This is a genomic window from Microbacterium sp. APC 3901, from assembly GCF_030407765.1.
GTDB lineage: Bacteria > Actinomycetota > Actinomycetes > Actinomycetales > Microbacteriaceae > Microbacterium.
The window spans coordinates 39,134-55,762 of the sequence record NZ_JASDCU010000003.1 but is presented as its reverse complement, the minus strand read 5'-3'; the positions used below and the strand labels follow the sequence as shown (position 1 = coordinate 55,762).

The window sequence follows — 16,629 nt, the reverse complement described above, 5'->3', positions numbered from 1 at the left end:
CGCCCTCCGGAGTCAGCGCAGGAGGCCGGCTACGAGGTCGTCGACGATCTCGTCGGTCGACGTGTCGGGGTCGATCGGAGATGTCAGTCGATCGAGCAGAAGCCCGTCGATCGCGTAGTGGAACAGCGCGATCTCGCGTCGGCCGCCGGGAAGACCCGCTGCCGTGTTGAACGCGACATCCGCATCGAACCCCGCTCGCTGCCATGCGCCCAGCAGGATCGCGACCTCGGGGCGTCGGCTGCTCTCGAGTCTCAGTTCGAACAGCGCCAGCGTGACGTCGCGGTCGTCGGTCAGGCGACGCACGATATCTCTGACGTAGTCGGCGAAGAGCTCTCTGCTCGGCTGATCGGATGATCGGCGCACGAGGTCGTCGTCGCTGGGGGCGAGACGTTCGCCGATTCGCTCGACGAGACCCTCGATGAGCGAGTCCCGGCTGCGGAAGTAGTTCGACGTCGTGCCCACCGGCACGCCGGCCGCAAGGTCGACGGCGCGGTGCGTGAGCCCGCGCGAACCGTCGGTCGCAAGCACGGTCAGCCCTGCATCCGCGATGCTCCGTCGCCTCGTCTCGTTCTTCGCCATCCGAGCACCCTATCGCGACTACTACAGCTGCCGTGGACCCCTCGTGGTCCGATGTCGTCGTGCGGCCTAGGCTGAGACCATGCCAGCGCCTTCCGACAGCGACTTCGTCTTCGGTCGTCATGAGCCGGCGAGCCACGTCATCATCCATGTGAGCGACCCGCACTTCCTGGCGGACGGCGTGCGGCTCGGTGGACGCTACGACGTCGAGGAGAACTTCGCCCGTACTCTCGAGGCGATCAGGGCTGTGCATCCGCACCCGTCGGCGATAGTGATCACCGGCGACCTGACCGATCTGGGGGAGCCGGACGCGTATCGGCGGCTCCGTCTCGCGGTGGAGCCCGTCGCCGAAGAGCTGGGGACGGTCATCGTATGGGTCGCGGGCAACCATGATGATCGCCCGGCACTCCGTGAGGGGCTGCTCGACCTGCCCCCGACACAGGACCCGGTGACGGGAGTGTGGGATCTCGACGGTCTCAGGCTGGTCGCACTCGACACGAGTGTGCCGGGGTGGCACCACGGTGACCTGGACGCGGGTCAGCTCTCATGGTTGGCAGAGGTCCTCAGCGAGCCGGCGCCGCATGGCACCCTGCTCGCGATGCACCACCCTCCGCTGCCGAGCCACCTGCCGCTCTTCGACATCCTCGAGCTGCGGCACCAGGACGAACTGGCGGAGATCATCCGCGACACCGACGTGCGCGGCATCCTCGCCGGTCACCTGCACTACTCGTCGCACGGCACCTTCGCGGGCGTGCCGGTCAGCGTCTCCTCGGCGACCTGCTACACGATGAACGTCGCGCGCCCCGCTGCTGATGTGAACGGGATGGATGCAGCGCAGGCCTTCCAGATCGTGCATGTGCGTCCTGACACGATCACGCACACGGTGGTGCCGGTGACGGACGCCCCGACGGGCGATCACTTCTCAGCGGCGTGGCTCGAGAAGATGGCGCTGCTCAGCCCCGACGAGCGCCTCGAGGCGTTCTCGCGCAAACGCTGAACCGCCGTCGTATCCCTGGCGGCGCATGCACTCAGGCGTAGACTGGGCGCATCCCCCGCACCACACACTCGCCACTACCCACAAGGATGTGACATGGCTTCTGCCGCGCCTGCCCCCACCCGCACCGAGACCGATTCTCTCGGAAGCATGGAGATTCCCGCCGACGCGTACTGGGGGATCCACACTGCCCGCGCCGACGCGAATTTCCCGATCACGAAGCGTCCGATCTCGGTCTATCCCGACCTCGTGGTGGCGCTCGCGATGGTCAAGCAGGCCAGCGCCAGGGCGAACCGTGAGATCGGGGTCCTCGACCCCGAGCGCGCAGATCTCATCGATCGCGCCGCTCAGCGCGTCATCGACGGCGAGTTCCACGACCAGTTCACCGTCGGAGTGATCCAGGGCGGTGCCGGCACCTCGACGAACATGAACGCCAACGAGGTCATCACCAACATCGCCCTCGAGCTCGCCGGGCGTGAGAAGGGCGACTACGCGTTCCTCTCGCCGATCGATCACACCAACCGCAGCCAGTCGACCAACGACGTCTACCCGACCGCCGTCAAGATCGGTCTGTCGCTGACGCTCCGGTCGCTGCTCGAAGAGCTGGATCTGCTGCGCATCTCGTTCCTGCACAAGTCGCATGAGTTCCACGACGTGCTCAAGGTCGGACGCACCCAGTTGCAGGATGCCGTGCCGATGACCCTGGGCCAGGAATTCCACGGTTTCGCCTCGACTCTCGGCTACGACCACACGCGCCTCACCGAGAACGCGTCGCTGATGTTCGAGATCAACATGGGCGCGACGGCCATCGGCACCGGCATCACGACCCACGTCGACTACGCGCCCGCGGTGCTGAAGCACCTGCGCGAGATCACCGAGCTCGACCTCGTCACCTCCGCCGACCTCGTCGAGGCGACGAGCGACACCGGGTCGTTCATGTCCTTCTCCTCGACGCTGAAGCGCAACGCCATGAAGCTGTCGAAGATCTGCAACGACCTGCGACTGCTCTCGTCGGGACCGCAGGCCGGCTTCGGCGAGATCAACCTGCCCGCCATGCAGGCTGGTTCCAGCATCATGCCCGGCAAGGTGAACCCGGTGATCCCGGAGGTCGTCAACCAGGTGGCGTTCGCAGTCGCCGGTGCCGACATGACGGTGACGATGGCGGCCGAAGCGGGCCAGCTTCAGCTCAACGCCTTCGAGCCCGTGATCGCTCACTCGATCTTCCAGTCGATCACCTGGATGCGCCAGGCGATGTGGACGCTGCGCGTCAACTGTGTCGACGGCATCACCGCGAACCGCGACCGTCTCGGCGCGATGGTCGGCGCTTCGGTCGGCGTCATCACCGCGCTCACGCCGTTCATCGGATACGCTGCCGCGGCCGCTCTGGCCAAGACCGCGCTCCTGACCAACCGGAACGTGGCCGACCTGGTCGTCGAGGCCGGCCTGATGTCCCGCGAAGAGGTCATCAAGCAGCTGTCACCCGCGCGTCTGTCCGGACTCGAGGCGATCACCGCTGCGATCCCGGTGATCTCGGCCGAGGATCTCATCGAGATCTGACCGCGCAGAAGGGGCCCCGGCGCGTGACGCCGGGGCCCCTTCTCGTATCCGCGTGCGCGGAATCCGGCTCAGTCGAGCACGCGACAGTGGGTGGTGAGCTCGCCGATCCCGTCGATGCCGACAGTCACAGTCGAACGATCGCGGAGGAAGATCTGCGGGTCTCGGGAGTAGCCGGCTCCTCCGGGACTGCCGGTGGAGATCAGCGTGCCGGGCAGCAGGGTCAGCGACTGCGACAGATGCGCGATGAGCTTCGCTACCGATCGGACCATCTGGTCCGTGCTGGCATCCTGCACGGTCTGGCCGTCCACGACCGCCCAGATGTGCAGATCCTGAGGGTCGGCGACCTCGTCGGCTGTGACGGCGAACGGGCCGGTCGGGGTGAAGCCGTCGAACGACTTGCACCGCGACCACTGCGCCTCGGAGAACTGCACGTTCCGAGCGGTGATGTCGTTGACGACGGTGTAACCCCAGACGTGCGACAGGGCGTCGGACTCTGCGACGTCTTTCGCGGGAGTGCCGATCAGCACCCCGAGCTCTGCCTCGTAGTCCACGGCCTCGCTCAATGCTCGCGGCCACGACGTCGTCTGCTCGTGGCCCGTGAGCGAGTTGGGCCACAGGGTGAAGACGGTCGGAGCGGCGTCGGTCTTCAGCCCGAGCTCACTCGAGTGTGCGGCGTAGTTCAGGCCGACTGCGAGGACCGCGGGGGGAGCGATGACCGCTGATGCGAACGCCCAGTCCCCGAGCGGATGCCGGGGAGCGGTGCCGCTCTCGACAGCGGAGCGGAGGGCGGAGAGCGTCGGCTCGCCGCCCTCGATCAGCTGCTGAAGCGTCGCAGGGGGGTCGGGGAGGAGATCGGAGACGAGGATGGCATCGGCACCCTCCACCACTGCGAGATGCGCAGCAGGGGAGTCGGCACGACGCAGATGAGCGAACCGCATGCTCCTACGGTATCCGCTGCCCGGCTCGATTGTCTGGAGGAAGTCACCAGACCCGGGGGAAGTTGGTTGTTCGCCATATGCTTTGGCTATGAGTTCCGGAGGACCGTCCCAGCCATCGCCGTACACGCCGCCGCCCGCGCAGCAGCCGCCGACGTATCCGCAGCAGTACTCCGCTCAGCAGTACGCGCAGTCGAGCTATGCGCCGGCGCAGTTCTCGCAGCGCCCGGAATATGCGTCGGTGCTGGCCCAACCGACTCCGTACTCCCCACCGGCCCCTGCCGCGCCTTCGCCTGCCCCTGGTCTTCCTGCGCTGCCCGCGGCACGACGGGGCGGCCGCGTCGCCCTGTTCTCGCTGTTCGGCTTCCTCGGGCTCCTGCTGCTCGGCCTGATCGCCTACTTCGGGTTGTTCCTCGGCCCGCTCGCATCGATCATCGGTCTCGTGCTGGCGCTCGTCCCGCTCACGATCGTCTTCCTGGTGGTGCGGATGATCGATCGTTGGGAGCCCGAGCCCAAGACGCTCGTGTTCTTCGCGATCGCCTGGGGTGCCATCGCCGCGGTGGGGCTCACGCTTCTCGTGGACTTGGGGCTGACCGCCGTCCTGGGGCTCAGGGGTGAGGTCGCCGGCGCTGTCATCCAGGCTCCCATCGTCGAGGAGTTCTGGAAGGGCATCGGAGTCTTCCTGATCTTCCTCATCGCGCGTCGTTCGTTCGACGGCCCGGTCGACGGAGTCGTCTACGGAGCGCTGGTCGGCGCCGGCTTCGCGTTCACCGAGAACATCCAGTACTTCGCGATCAGCCTCATCGAGGGCGGGGGCGAGCAGCTCACGGTGACGTTCATCCTGCGAGCGATCATGTCGCCGTTCGCTCACGCCATGTTCACCTCGCTCACCGGGCTCGCGATCGGCCTCGCCGCCCGACGGCATGCTTCCACGGGCGCGGCGCTCGGCTTCGGGCTTCTCGGCATGCTGGGAGCGATGGTGCTGCACGGCCTGTGGAACGGATCGTCCTTCGCCAACTTCTTCCTCCTCTATTTCGTCCTCCAGGTGCCGCTGTTCGTCGGTTTCATCTTCGGCGTCATCGCCCTGCGACGGGAGGAATCACGACTGACGAAGGCTCGACTCGGTGACTACGCGGCTGCAGGGTGGTTCACCCCTGAGGAGGTCACGATGCTGGCGACGCCCGCAGGGCGCAAGACCGGCCTCGCCTGGGCCTCGCAGCTGCGCGGCGATCGACGTCCGCTGATGCGACAGTTCATCAAGGACGCCACGATGCTGGCATCCGTCCGTCAGAGGGCGATCACGGGTCGCGACCCGATGGCTCCGGCAGACGAGCAGGCACTGCTCGCACGCACACGTGCCACGCGGGCCGCCCTGCTGGCCTACTGAGAGCTGCTCGCGGCGGTGATCCCCGCACCGGGGGTGACGCAGATCGACCTAGCGCCCGTAACAAGACTCAGCGCCCGGTGCTGCGGCGATGCCTGCATGTCTACCGGGCGCTGAGTTGATCTGTAAACAGGGTGCACCCGGTGTGCGTGGGTGTCAAGGGTTTTCAGAGCGCGGATGAGCGCGCACCGCCGTTTCGCCCTCAGCGGAGTGATCACGTTGACCGGCGGCCCACGGCTCGGGTTTGATGGAGAGCATGACTGATCGCACAAAGCCTGAGTTCGACGCACCCACCGGCCCTGCCCCCGCGGAGCTCGTGATCCGCGACATCATCGAAGGAGACGGCGCCGAGGCCAAGCCCGGCGACACCGTGACCGTGCACTACGCCGGTGTCGAGTTCGAGTCGGGCGAGGAGTTCGACTCCTCGTGGGGACGCGGCGAGACCATCCAGTTCCCGCTTCGCGGCCTGATCCAGGGGTGGCAGGACGGCATCCCGGGGATGAAGGAGGGCGGACGCCGTGAGCTCGTCATCCCGCCGCACCTCGCATACGGCCCTGTCGGCGGAGGTCATTTCCTCTCGGGCAAGACCCTCATCTTCATCATCGATCTCGTCGCCGTCGGCTGACCCGATCAACGCCGGAAGGCGCCGAGCCCCTGGCGGGCCCGGCGCCTTCTTCGTCCTGACGAAGAGGTTCCACGTTCGGGGAATACATGCATGTGCATGTAAGTTGTTACCCGTGACGCCGTGAACACGGCCCCTCATCCGTTGCCGCACAGAGCGGCCGATCTCTCCCGAGGAGAAACCATGACCAGCATCGACATTCCCGGCTACCGCCCAGGCACCTGGGTGCTCGACCCGTCGCACAGCGAGGTCACCTTCAGCGTGCGCCACATGATGATCTCGAAGGTGCGCGGCACCTTCGGCGTCAAGAGCGCGACCCTGATCGCCCCCGAGAACCCCCTCGAGGCCCGCGTCGAGGCGAGCGTCGACGTCACGTCGATCGACACGAAGGACGAGGGTCGCGACACGCACCTCCGCTCCGGCGACTTCTTCGACACCGAGAACTTCCCGACGATGGAATTCGTCTCGACCGGAGCGCGCGCCGAGGGTGGCGAGCTCTTCGTGGACGGCGACCTCACGATCCGCGGCATCACCAAGCCTGTCAGCTTCGAGCTCGACTTCGGTGGCTTCGGCTCCGATCCGTGGGGAAACTACAAGGCCGGTGCTTCGGCCAAGACCGTCATCAACCGCGAGGACTTCGGCCTGACGTGGAACGCCGCCCTCGAGACCGGCGGCGTGCTGGTCGGCAAGGATGTCACGATCAGCCTCGACCTGCAGGGCGCTCTGCAGCAGGACTGATCGCCTGATCTCGAGAACCCCGGGCCCGTCGGGCCCGGGGTTCTCTGCGTCACTCGAGCACGTCCATGCCTGGTAGACTCTTCAGGTTGCCGTTTGATCGGCCGCGGATAAAGAGAGCTCACGCATCAGGCGTCGGGCACCGCGCAACAAGCAGAGAGGGGATCGAATCTATGGCACTGGAAGCAGACGTCAAGAAGGCGATCATCGAAGAGTACGCGACGCACCCCGGTGACACCGGATCCCCCGAGGTGCAGGCCGCGATGCTGACGCAGCGCATCAAGGACCTCACCGAGCACCTGAAGGAGCACAAGCACGACCACCACTCGCGTCGTGGCCTGTTCCTGCTCGTGGGTCAGCGCCGTCGTCTGCTCGGCTACCTCCAGAGTGTCGACATCGAGCGTTACCGCTCGCTGATCGCACGCCTGGGTCTCCGCCGATAAGGCGAAGCGAGCCAGCGTACAATCGCGCAGAACATTCTTGAGAAGGCCGCCCCAGGTGTGGGGCGGCCTTCGTCATGTCCGGGTTGACCTCCCTTCAGCTTTCCCGTAGGAAAGTAGTGAGCTTTCCTCAAGGAAAGCGCGAGGGGGCACCATGGAGCAGAAACCGGTAGACGGCTGGGAGGTGCTCGAACCTCCCAGTGTCGACATCGCCCAGAAGTATCTCGATGAGGCGGACGCTGTCGCGACGCGCCGTGAGCGCGCGGTGGACCGTCGTGCTCTGGCTCGGCTGCAGATCGTCAACGCCGTGGCCACTGCGGCCTACCTGGCGGTGATCACACTCGTCCTCCGGGGCGACAGTGCGCTCGCCTCTCAGACGATCCTCTTCAGCTTCCTCGTGTGGGTTCAGCTCGCGAGCGGAATAGCGCAGCGCAGCGGCATGCGGCGGCGGTTCTCGTGGTCGAGGTGGCCGGAACTTCTCGCGGGTGGGCTGCTCGTCGCCGTGGTGCTCGTCGTGTTCTGTCTCGCGATCTGGGCGCCGGGATTCCCTGCCGTCGGAGCGCTGATCCCCTCCGCGCTCGTGCTGTTCGGATTGGGCGGCTATGGTGCGGTGCAGCTCGTTCGTGCCTCCGGCGACGTTCGCCCGCCGCGCTCACACCCACGACCTCTGTCACGCCTCGCTCGGTGGGGGACGATCCTCGTCGGTGTCGCAGTCGGGGTGCTGATCATGCTCGCCTCGGCGCCGGACGGAGTGCTCGCGAGCGTGCTGGTCCTGCTCGTCGTGCTGGTGCTGGCCACGTGGATGTTCGCCTTCAGCACGGATCTGGGGCTCCCTTGGATCGGCGCGTCCTGGCGATGGCCGCAGCTGGCCGTGTTCGGAGTCGCGGTCTCAGCGCTCGCTTCGGTCGTCCTTCTCGCGATCCCCATCGCCGGGGGAGCGCTGGTGGGGGCCTCGGTGATCACTCTGTTCGTCGCGGTCTCCTTCGTGCCGGGGCGTGATCTGCGTGACTGACAGCACGGCCGCGCCACACCCTCGCACCCGGCTCGACGACAACTTCGCATCCCCGATCCGCTTCTCGCTGCTGGCGTCGCTCGGGGACGGCATCGAGCTGGACTTCACGACCCTCCGAGAGATCCTCCAGTGCGGCGATTCGGCGCTGAGCAAAGCCATCACGCACCTGCAGGCGGCGGGGTACATCGTCGCCCGCAAGGGCGGACTCGGCGGTCGGCCTCGCACCTGGGTCTACTCGACCCCGGCAGGTCGCGCAGCCTTCGCCGGCCACCTCCAAGCCCTGCGTGAGATCGTGGCGCTCGGGGGCGGCCCGGCGTTGTGACCCGTGTCAGGCCTTCGTGGCGACCAGGTCGGGGTGGTGGATCGCGGCGACGTCGGGGTGCGCACGCAGCCGCGATTTCATGGCGTTCTCCCCGTACGTGGCGTGGATCGGGTTGCTCGGGTCCTCGGTGATGCCGGTCGCCTCCGCCGCCAGATCGGCTGGAAGCTCGAGAAGCGGCAGCTGCTGATCGAGCGCCGGGTTGAAGAAGAACGGGATCGAGATGCGCTCCTCTGGCGCCCTGGGTGAGATCACCCGGTGGTTGGTCGCCTTGAGGTAACCGCCGGTCGCGTACTCCAGCAGTTCCCCGATGTTGACGACGAACGCGCCGTCGACGGGCGGAGCCGACACCCACTCGCCGTTGCGCTCCACCTGCAGCCCGCCCTTGCCCGGCTCGACCCAGAGCAGGGTGAGGACCCCGGAGTCCTTGTGTGCGCCGACGCCCTGCTGGGGCTCCGGCTCATGGGTGCCCGGATACCGGACGATCTTGATGAGGGTCGACGGGTCGCGGAAGGGCTCGTCGAAGTACGACTCCTCCGCCCCGAGCGTCACGGCCCAGGCGCGCAGCAGCTTGTGCGCGACCTCGGTCAGCGTGTCGTGCCATTCGGTGACGACCGTCTTGAGCTCGGGTTGAGCCGCCGGCCACAGGTTCGGGCCGGTGAGGCGGTTGAAAGCAGGTCCGCCCTCGACGGGTTCGCGTTCGGGGCCGATGTCGATCTGCTCGCGCCAGTCGATCTTGCCCTGCGTCCGTTCGCCGCCGACGCGGGTGTATCCGCGGAAATGAGGGCTGTTGACGTTCTCGATCGCGAGCTTCTCCTCTTCGGGCAGGGCGAAGAAGTCGAGCGCGGCCCTGTGCAGCCGAGCTTCGAGCTCGGGGGAGACCCCTGTGCCCGTCAGATAGAAGAAACCCACATCGTGCGTCGCTGCACGCAGCTCGTCTCGGAATCGGGCCGCGGCCTCGGGGCCGGCGTCGAGCTGCGACAGGTCGAGGATGGGGAGCGAGAGATCAGCCATGCATCGAGCGTAAGTCGGTCGTGACATGCGCGGTCGAGTGTTGCGTCGCATTACTCCCGCCGGCTCACGCACGTGCATGAGCGACCGCGATCCGGTGCTACTCTCTCTTTGGTAAGGGATGCCTTGCCTAAGTGATCTTCTCAGAGAGTCTCTGTTCCGTGCTCGCAACGTTCCTGATCGGCCTTCGCGAAGGCCTCGAAGCCGCTCTTGTCGTCGGCATCCTCGTCGCCTACCTCCGCCGTCTCGGTCGCAGCGATGCCCTGCCGCGGCTCTGGGCGGGTGTGGGTCTTGCGATCACTCTCTCCCTGGGCATCGGAGCGGTGCTCACGTTCGGCGCCTACTCGCTGACGTTCGAGGCGCAGGAGCTCATCGGCGGGTTGCTCTCGCTGCTCGCCGTAAGCATGGTCACCTGGATGATCTTCTGGATGCAGAGGGCCGGGCGCACCATGAAGGCGACGCTCGAAGGAGGACTCGATCGCGCTCTGACGCATGGCGGCCTCTGGGCGCTGATCGCGATCGGCTTCATCTCCGTGGCCAGAGAGGGGATCGAGACGACCCTGCTTCTGTGGTCGATGGTCCAGTCCTTCGGAGACGCCCCCTCCGCGCTGCTCGGGGCGCTGCTCGGGCTCCTCACGGCCGTCGCGATCGGATGGCTGCTCGCCCGCGGTGCCGTGCGACTCGACCTCCGCCGGTTCTTCACCTGGACGAGCGGCTTCCTCGTGATCGTCGCCGCCGGCGTGCTGGCCTACGCGATCATGGATCTTCAGGAGGCAGGCGCCCTGCCCGGACCCTTCACCTCCGCGGCGCCCGTCGACGCGCTCACCGGTGCCGTCGCCATCGGGTGGGCGGCGTTCCCATTCGGGTGGGCCTTCGATGTGACCGCCGTCATCGCCCCGGACGGGGCATGGGCCACCGTCCTGCAGGCGACCGTCGGCTTCATGCCGCGGATGACATGGCTGCAGGTCACGGCATGGGCTGTCTATCTCCTCGTCGTCGGATTCTTCTTCGTCCGCGGGTTGCGCGCCCGTGGGCCGAGCGCGCCTCGCTCGACGTCCTCAGACCGCGACGTCTCGACCCCCACTCTCACCCAGCAAGGAGCAGCATGACCACCTCTCGCCGAATCCTCGGTGCTGTCACCGCCGCCGGCGCGGCCGCACTCTTCCTCAGCGGCTGTGTCGCCAAGAGCGATGTCGCAGCAGGCGCCGCGTTCGACGTCTCATCGACCGACTCCGAGTGCGCGGTCTCCTCGGCGACTGCCGAGAGCGGCACGCTCACGTTCGACGTGACGAACGACAGCGGACAGACCTCGGAGTTCTACCTGCTCGCGGACGACGGACTGCGCATCGTGGGCGAGGTCGAGAACATCGCGCCGTCCGCCTCCCGCACGCTCACCGTCGTGGCGCAGCCCGGCACGTACTTCACGCTGTGCAAACCCGGGATGATCGGCGAGGGCGTCGGCAAGTCGGAGTTCACGGTGACCGGTGATCGGGTGGAAGTCGGGGGAGAGGACTCGGAGCAGAAGCAGCAGGCGGTCGGCCTGTACGCGGCATTCGTGAAGGACCAGGTCGGACAGCTGGTCCCCTCCGTCGAAGACTTCGTCGCCGCGTACGAGACAGGGGACGACGAGGCCGCTCGCGCGCTCTTCCCGCAGACCCGGGCTTTCTATGAGCGCATAGAGCCCGTTGCGGAGGCGCTCGGCACGCTCGACCCGCGAATCGACTATCGCGAGGTCGACGCCGTGGCAGAGGGGCTCGACTGGACCGGCTTCCACCGCATCGAGAAGGATCTCTGGGTGCCGGCGGAGGATGCCCTCAACGCTGACGGCGAGACGCCCGCGCGGCAGGACTGGGCTCCCTCGACGACCGAGGAGCGTGCCGGCTACGGCGACCAGCTGCTCGCAGACGTGCAGGAGCTCTACGACTATGTGCACTCCGATGACTTCACCGCGGCACTCGAGGACCAGGGCATCGGCGGGATCTCCAACGGTGCGATCGCGCTGCTCGACGAGGTCGCGACCGGCAAGATCTCCGGCGAAGAGGACTGGTGGTCCGGAACGGACCTCTACGACTTCGCCGCCAATGTCGAGGGCTCCAAGATGGCGTTCTCCCTCGTGCAGGACTTCGCCGCCGCGCAGGGCGACGACGGCGCTGCCCTCGTGGCTGAGATCGAGGACGGGTACGCGGCCCTCGAAGAGTCGCTGGCGGCGCACGGCTCTCTCGACGAGGGCTTCATCGGCTACAGCGAGCTGACCGATGCAGACAAGCGCGAGTTCACCGACCTCATCAACGCGCTCGCCGAGCCGCTGTCGCAGCTCACAGGCACAGTCCTCGACTGAATCGAAAGGGACGATCTCGCAGGTGTACGGACGCTCGAAGGATCCTGCTGCTGCCGACTCCACACCGGAGCCGGCAGCAGCCCCATCCCCTTCCACGGGCCTCAGCCGACGCGGCCTCCTCGGCCTCGCGGTCGGCGGGGGAGTCGCCTCGCTCGCGGTGGGAGTGGGCGGCGGATTGGCGGGTGGCGTGGCCCTGGGCCGCGCCAGGGCCGATGCGGACTCGTCGGTCGCCTACGAGTTCTTCGGCGCGCACCAGGCGGGGATCACCACTCCGGTGCAGGAGCATCTGCACTTCGCGTCGTTCGACATGATGCCGCGAACCGATCGAGACGACCTGATCACGCTGCTCCAGGACTGGACGTATGCGGCGTCGCGAATGACCAAGGGTCTCGAGGTCAGTGCGACAGGCGCCGTCGGAGGTGACGCCGAGGTGCCGCCGGACGACACCGGTGAAGCTCTCGGCCTCCCGGCTGCCGGTCTCACGATCACCTTCGGATTCGGCCCGAGCCTGTTCGAGAACGAAGACGGCGACCGCTACGGAATCGCCGGGCACCGTCCGCAGAGGCTCGAGAGGCTTCCCGCGTTCCTGGGGGACGACCTCGACCCGCAGTCTTCGCATGGCGATCTCTGCATCCAGGCGTGCGCAGATGACCCGCAGGTGGCGGTGCACGCGATACGCAACCTCAGTCGCATCGCCTTCGGACGCGCGCGGCTGCGCTGGTCACAGCTCGGATTCGGCAAGACCTCTCGCACGACTTCCGCTCAGGCGACGCCGCGGAACCTGTTCGGGTTCAAGGACGGCACGGCGAACATCCTCGCCGATGACGCAGCCGCTCTCGACGCGAGTGTCTGGGTCGGGAGAGCAGATCAGCCCGGTTGGATGGCAGGAGGATCATATCTCGTCGCTCGGAAGATCGCGATGCTGATCGAGACCTGGGACCGTGTGCGACTCTCGGAGCAGAACGTGATCGTGGGGCGCGACAAGGGCGAGGGGGCACCGCTGTCAGGTGGCGACGAGTTCACCGCACCGGACTTCGGATCCTCGGCGATAGACCGGAACGCACACGTGCGTCTCGCGCATCCTGACCAGAACGACGGCATCCGGATCCTCCGTCGCGGGTTCAACTACGTCAACGGCAACAATGATCTCGGCCGCCTCGACGCGGGACTCTTCTTCCTGTCCTATCAGCGCGATCCCGCGCAGTTCGTCTCGCTGCAGAGACGGCTGTCGACCGACCGGATGAACGAGTACATCAGGCACGTCGGCTCGGGCATCTGGGCGGTTCCTGCCGGCGCGAAGCCCGGATCCTACGTCGGCGCCGGGCTCTTCGCCTGACGGCCGCGGCGGGTGGTCAGGCGCTCAGCGTCTCCGCCACGAACGCCGACATGGCGTCTGCGCCGAAGTGGTCATCGGCCGTGATCGTCACGACCGCATCGCCGCAGAAGATCAGCAGCTGCCCGTACGCGCCGTGCAGTCGCCAGACGGAACCGGGGCCATCCCATCCGGCCAGCGCGTAGCGCTCGTAGCCGGGGTTCTGGCCCGCCGTGACCCAGTCGGAATGCATCGCGTCGATGACTTCGGGCGAGACGAGACGATGTCCCTCCCATTCGCCTCGGTCGCGAATCACGCGGCCGAGGCGTGCCATCTCCTCGGTGCGCAGTGCGATGCCGCTCCCGCCCACGATGCGGCCGTTCGGGCAGCGCTCCCACTCGATGTCATCGAGACCGAGAGGCGCGAGCAGTCGAGGACGCAGGTAGTCGACGATGTCGCCGCCGACTCGTGTCGTCAGCACAGCCATGGCCGTGTAGGTGCTCGCATTCGAGTACTGGAAGACCGGTCCACGTGACGGGCGCGAGAGGAACTCGGTCGCGAGGTCGGGCCAGTCGGTCATCATGGTCTCGGACCAGGCGAGATCGATCCCGCTCGACATCGAGAGAAGTCGTCGGAGCGTGATCCGATCGACGCCGTCGCCGAGAGCGACATCGGGGACGTACTCGGCGATCGGAGCATCGAACGACACGAGGCCCTCGTCGGAGGCGACCCCGGCAGCGAGGACGCACACCCCCTTCGCCACCGAGTGGATCTCTTCGCGAACGTCAGCCGTCCACCGGTGCTCCGCGACGTCGGCGCCCACAAGCACGTGGAGCCCATGGGCCCCGAAACCCGACGCATCCGCACGGGCCACCAGGAGGTCGCGGATCGTCTCGGCTGTGGTCATTCTTTCAGGCTAGCCGCTGCCCCCGGGCGCGGCCGACGGGATCCTGTCGGGTCGCTGCGGTGGCCCTCGCGTCGGGCGAGCTCGGGGTCCCGGAAGAGCCATCGAGGACGCGGCTCGACCAGGGGACGGAAGAGCCAGCGCACGGGCTTCGTCGCGAGAGCGAGGGCCAGCACCACCGACAGCAGGGTCACGAGCGGCAGCCACAGCCACGTCGGATCGAGGTCGCGTAGGACGCCGGACTCGCGGAAGGGGTAGAGCACGAACGAGTGCAGGAGGAACACGTACATCGTGTACTGGCCGAATCGCGTCCACCAATAGGTGCCCCGCGGGATCAGAGCGAAGAACGCGGCGCTGAGGATCACCGCCAGCAGCATCAGTGCGATGCGCACCCCGCCGGCCCACCACTGCTCTCCGCCGAGATCCGCATACGCATCCTCGTAGAACAGCCAGTGGCGCAGGTCGACCTCCTTCCAGAGATCGATCCAGTGCCAGGCGGCGAAACCGGCCGTTCCGAGCACGGCGACGCCGGCGACGCGGATCCACCACGGGCGGACATCGAGCAGGCGCAGACGTGCGACGACATCGCGCTCGCGCAGCCACCATCCCAGAGCGAAGAACGGCAGCAGGCCGAGCGTGCGCGACAGCGAGAACGTGCTGTCGACGTTGGGGAGATAGCCGACGCCGACCGAGATGATCACCGTCCACAGCAGGGGCCATCGAAGGAGTGCCAGATAAGGGAGCACGAGGCGGAAGATGCCGAGTGCGAGCAGGAACCACAGCGTCCACGACGGCTTGGTGAAGTTCGGGTCGGCCTGTCCCTCGACCAACCACTTCGTGAGAGTCCACAGGAACTCGAAGATGACGTACGGGAGGAGGATGTCGGTGATCACGCGTGCCATCTGGACTCGCGTCGGTGACCCCGATTTCGAGAAGTACCCCGAGATGATCGCGAATGCCGGCATGTGGAAGGCATAGAGGGCCAGGTAGGACGCGAGCGCGATGTCCGAGTCGTAGGTGAGACGCTGGATCGCGTGCCCGAGGACCACCAGGACGATGCAGGCGTAGCGGGCGTTGTCCCAGAACGGGACGCGCTTGCGGGGCTTCTGGACCGAGCCGGTGGCGGGGTTCGTCGTGGCGGCTCCGTCGCTGTGCATCCTCTGAGGCTACTCGGGGAATAAAGTTGCTCGCATCGCGTTGACTCAGATACATTCAAATGAATAGAATCGGATGCGACGCACCCGATTCGGAGAAGACGGAGCAATCATGAGCGAGCAGGCAGGCGTTCCGGTGCAGTTCGGCATCATGTCGGTCAGCGACATCACCCGCGACCCGACGACCGGTGAGACGCCGAGTGAACAGGAGCGGATCAAGGCGACGCTGGCGATCGCCAAGCACAGCGAAGAGGTCGGTCTCGACGTCTTCGCGATCGGTGAGCACCACAACCCTCCCTTCTGGTCGTCGAGTCCCACGACGTTCCTCGCCGCACTCGCGGCGCAGACGGAGCGTCTGATCGTCTCGACGTCGACCACTCTCATCACCACGAACGACCCCGTGCGCATCGCCGAGGAGTACGCGATGCTGCAGCACGTCTCTGACGGCCGCATGGATCTCATGCTCGGGCGCGGCAACACCGGGCCCGTCTACCCCTGGTTCGGTCAGGACATCAGGCAGGGTCTTCCGCTCGCGATCGAGAACTACGCACTGCTGCACAAGCTGTGGCGTGAGGACGTCGTGAACTGGGAGGGCAAGTTCCGCACCCCGCTTCAGGGCTTCACCTCGACGCCGCGCCCCCTCGACGGCGTCGCACCGTTCGTGTGGCACGGATCGATTCGCACGCCGGAGATCGCGGAGCAGGCGGCCTATTACGGTGATGGCTTCTTCGCGAACAACATCTTCTGGCCCAAGGAGCACTACCAGCGCCTGATCGAGCTGTACCGTCAACGCTACGCGCACTACGGTCACGGCACGCCCGAGCAGGCGATCGTCGGCCTCGGCGGTCAGGTCTTCATGGCGGCGAAGTCGCAGGATGCGGTGAACCAGTTCCGCCCGTACTTCGACAACGCCCCCGTGTACGGTCACGGACCGAGCATGGAGGACTTCACCGAGATGACTCCGCTGACGGTGGGTTCGCCTCAGCAGGTCATCGATCGCTACGCCGCGATGCGCGACCACTACGGCGACTACCAGCGCCAGCTGTTCCTGATCGATCACGCGGGTCTGCCGCTGAAGACCGTGCTCGAGCAGCTCGACATCCTCGGCTCCGAGGTCGTGCCGGTGCTCCGCAAGGAACTCGCGAAGGACCGTCCGGAGAGCGTGCCGAACGCCCCCACTCACGTGGCACGGGTGAAGGCCGAGTACGGCGACGGTCCGACTCGTCAGGCCCGGCCTGGCGCCAACCGCGGCGACAACCTGACGGGCGACTCGCCCTACCAGGACTCTCCCGCTCCGGCGGGGGCGGCGTTCGGCCTCAGCCGGAAGGGAGCCTGA

General features: G+C 66.9%; 17 protein-coding genes. 12 read left to right on the top strand and 5 right to left on the bottom strand.

Annotated features, from left to right (window positions below; genetic code table 11):
• Positions 1-12 precede the first annotated feature (12 nt).
• Positions 13-579 (bottom strand): TetR/AcrR family transcriptional regulator, encoded by a 567-nt coding sequence (locus tag QMA07_RS03375; RefSeq protein WP_290160054.1) that lies wholly within the window; start codon positions 577-579, stop codon positions 13-15.
• A gap of 79 nt (positions 580-658) precedes the next feature.
• Between QMA07_RS03375 and QMA07_RS03370 the strand changes: the two genes are divergently transcribed.
• Together QMA07_RS03370 and QMA07_RS03365 are read left to right on the top strand one after the other, a co-directional pair.
• The gene (locus tag QMA07_RS03370) at positions 659-1,573 is read left to right on the top strand and encodes a metallophosphoesterase (protein WP_290160053.1); all 915 of its coding nucleotides are present in this window, start codon (positions 659-661) and stop codon (positions 1,571-1,573) included.
• Positions 1,574-1,666: 93 nt separating this feature from the next.
• On the top strand, positions 1,667-3,127 hold the full coding sequence (locus tag QMA07_RS03365; RefSeq protein WP_140036828.1) for an aspartate ammonia-lyase: 1,461 nt from the start codon (positions 1,667-1,669) through the stop codon (positions 3,125-3,127).
• Between the two features lie 68 nt (positions 3,128-3,195).
• Here the strand turns inward: QMA07_RS03365 and QMA07_RS03360 are convergent, their stop codons facing one another.
• On the bottom strand, positions 3,196-4,065 hold the full coding sequence (locus QMA07_RS03360; RefSeq protein WP_290160052.1) for a fumarylacetoacetate hydrolase family protein: 870 nt from the start codon (positions 4,063-4,065) through the stop codon (positions 3,196-3,198).
• Between the two features lie 88 nt (positions 4,066-4,153).
• Here QMA07_RS03360 and QMA07_RS03355 point away from each other — a divergent pair, with 88 nt between their 5' ends.
• The 6 genes from QMA07_RS03355 (at position 4,154) to QMA07_RS03330 (ending at position 8,577) form a co-directional block, all read left to right on the top strand.
• Positions 4,154-5,449 carry a PrsW family intramembrane metalloprotease gene (locus QMA07_RS03355; protein WP_290160051.1) on the top strand — a complete coding sequence of 432 codons (1,296 nt, stop codon included), beginning with the start codon at positions 4,154-4,156 and terminating at the stop codon, positions 5,447-5,449.
• Between the two features lie 253 nt (positions 5,450-5,702).
• Complete coding sequence (locus tag QMA07_RS03350) at positions 5,703-6,071, top strand: FKBP-type peptidyl-prolyl cis-trans isomerase (protein WP_053095804.1); 369 nt, start codon at positions 5,703-5,705, stop codon at positions 6,069-6,071.
• Positions 6,072-6,251: 180 nt separating this feature from the next.
• A complete protein-coding gene (locus QMA07_RS03345) occupies positions 6,252-6,806 on the top strand; it encodes a YceI family protein (protein WP_042541805.1) in 555 nt (184 codons plus the stop codon).
• 170 nt (positions 6,807-6,976) lie between these two features.
• Positions 6,977-7,246, top strand: coding sequence for a 30S ribosomal protein S15 (gene rpsO / locus QMA07_RS03340; RefSeq protein ID WP_017203073.1), 270 nt, complete (start codon positions 6,977-6,979; stop codon positions 7,244-7,246).
• Between the two features lie 151 nt (positions 7,247-7,397).
• Positions 7,398-8,255: a cation transporting ATPase C-terminal domain-containing protein gene (locus QMA07_RS03335; protein ID WP_290160045.1), complete on the top strand. Its 858-nt coding sequence runs from the start codon at positions 7,398-7,400 to the stop codon at positions 8,253-8,255.
• Positions 8,248-8,577 (top strand): transcriptional regulator, encoded by a 330-nt coding sequence (locus QMA07_RS03330; RefSeq protein ID WP_290160044.1) that lies wholly within the window; start codon positions 8,248-8,250, stop codon positions 8,575-8,577. The genes QMA07_RS03335 and QMA07_RS03330 overlap by 8 nt, the downstream gene beginning before the upstream one ends.
• Positions 8,578-8,583: 6 nt before the next feature.
• Here the strand turns inward: QMA07_RS03330 and QMA07_RS03325 are convergent, their stop codons facing one another.
• On the bottom strand, positions 8,584-9,588 hold the full coding sequence (locus tag QMA07_RS03325; protein ID WP_290160043.1) for a 2-oxoglutarate and iron-dependent oxygenase domain-containing protein: 1,005 nt from the start codon (positions 9,586-9,588) through the stop codon (positions 8,584-8,586).
• Between the two features lie 158 nt (positions 9,589-9,746).
• Here QMA07_RS03325 and efeU point away from each other — a divergent pair, with 158 nt between their 5' ends.
• From efeU to efeB, 3 genes are read left to right on the top strand one after another with little or no spacing between them, the layout of a single operon-like run.
• On the top strand, positions 9,747-10,694 hold the full coding sequence (gene efeU, locus QMA07_RS03320; protein ID WP_290160041.1) for an iron uptake transporter permease EfeU: 948 nt from the start codon (positions 9,747-9,749) through the stop codon (positions 10,692-10,694).
• On the top strand, positions 10,691-11,923 hold the full coding sequence (gene efeO / locus QMA07_RS03315) for an iron uptake system protein EfeO (RefSeq protein ID WP_290160039.1): 1,233 nt from the start codon (positions 10,691-10,693) through the stop codon (positions 11,921-11,923). Before efeU ends, efeO begins: the two co-directional genes overlap by 4 nt.
• A gap of 22 nt (positions 11,924-11,945) precedes the next feature.
• A complete protein-coding gene (efeB, locus tag QMA07_RS03310) occupies positions 11,946-13,259 on the top strand; it encodes an iron uptake transporter deferrochelatase/peroxidase subunit (protein ID WP_290160037.1) in 1,314 nt (437 codons plus the stop codon).
• A 16-nt stretch (positions 13,260-13,275) separates the two neighbouring features.
• Here efeB and QMA07_RS03305 read toward each other — a convergent pair whose 3' ends face one another.
• Both QMA07_RS03305 and QMA07_RS03300 read right to left on the bottom strand, forming a co-directional pair.
• Positions 13,276-14,142, bottom strand: coding sequence for a serine hydrolase (locus QMA07_RS03305; RefSeq protein WP_290160035.1), 867 nt, complete (start codon positions 14,140-14,142; stop codon positions 13,276-13,278).
• Positions 14,139-15,296 carry an acyltransferase family protein gene (locus tag QMA07_RS03300; RefSeq protein ID WP_290160033.1) on the bottom strand — a complete coding sequence of 386 codons (1,158 nt, stop codon included), beginning with the start codon at positions 15,294-15,296 and terminating at the stop codon, positions 14,139-14,141. Before QMA07_RS03300 ends, QMA07_RS03305 begins: the two co-directional genes overlap by 4 nt.
• Positions 15,297-15,405: 109 nt before the next feature.
• Here QMA07_RS03300 and QMA07_RS03295 point away from each other — a divergent pair, with 109 nt between their 5' ends.
• Positions 15,406-16,629 carry an LLM class flavin-dependent oxidoreductase gene (locus tag QMA07_RS03295; protein ID WP_290160032.1) on the top strand — a complete coding sequence of 408 codons (1,224 nt, stop codon included), beginning with the start codon at positions 15,406-15,408 and terminating at the stop codon, positions 16,627-16,629.

Excerpts from the sequence above, each read along its gene's own strand:
- QMA07_RS03375 (WP_290160054.1), bottom strand. The coding sequence starts at position 579 with ATGGCGAAGAACGAGACGAGGCGACGGAGCATCGCGGATGCAGGGCTG.
- QMA07_RS03370 (WP_290160053.1), top strand. The coding sequence starts at position 659 with ATGCCAGCGCCTTCCGACAGCGACTTCGTCTTCGGTCGTCATGAGCCG.
- QMA07_RS03365 (WP_140036828.1), top strand. The coding sequence starts at position 1,667 with ATGGCTTCTGCCGCGCCTGCCCCCACCCGCACCGAGACCGATTCTCTC.
- QMA07_RS03360 (WP_290160052.1), bottom strand. The coding sequence starts at position 4,065 with ATGCGGTTCGCTCATCTGCGTCGTGCCGACTCCCCTGCTGCGCATCTC.
- QMA07_RS03355 (WP_290160051.1), top strand. The coding sequence starts at position 4,154 with ATGAGTTCCGGAGGACCGTCCCAGCCATCGCCGTACACGCCGCCGCCC.
- QMA07_RS03350 (WP_053095804.1), top strand. The coding sequence starts at position 5,703 with ATGACTGATCGCACAAAGCCTGAGTTCGACGCACCCACCGGCCCTGCC.
- QMA07_RS03345 (WP_042541805.1), top strand. The coding sequence starts at position 6,252 with ATGACCAGCATCGACATTCCCGGCTACCGCCCAGGCACCTGGGTGCTC.
- rpsO (WP_017203073.1), top strand. The coding sequence starts at position 6,977 with ATGGCACTGGAAGCAGACGTCAAGAAGGCGATCATCGAAGAGTACGCG.
- QMA07_RS03335 (WP_290160045.1), top strand. The coding sequence starts at position 7,398 with ATGGAGCAGAAACCGGTAGACGGCTGGGAGGTGCTCGAACCTCCCAGT.
- QMA07_RS03325 (WP_290160043.1), bottom strand. The coding sequence starts at position 9,588 with ATGGCTGATCTCTCGCTCCCCATCCTCGACCTGTCGCAGCTCGACGCC.
- efeO (WP_290160039.1), top strand. The coding sequence starts at position 10,691 with ATGACCACCTCTCGCCGAATCCTCGGTGCTGTCACCGCCGCCGGCGCG.
- QMA07_RS03305 (WP_290160035.1), bottom strand. The coding sequence starts at position 14,142 with ATGACCACAGCCGAGACGATCCGCGACCTCCTGGTGGCCCGTGCGGAT.
- QMA07_RS03300 (WP_290160033.1), bottom strand. The coding sequence starts at position 15,296 with ATGCACAGCGACGGAGCCGCCACGACGAACCCCGCCACCGGCTCGGTC.
- QMA07_RS03295 (WP_290160032.1), top strand. The coding sequence starts at position 15,406 with ATGAGCGAGCAGGCAGGCGTTCCGGTGCAGTTCGGCATCATGTCGGTC.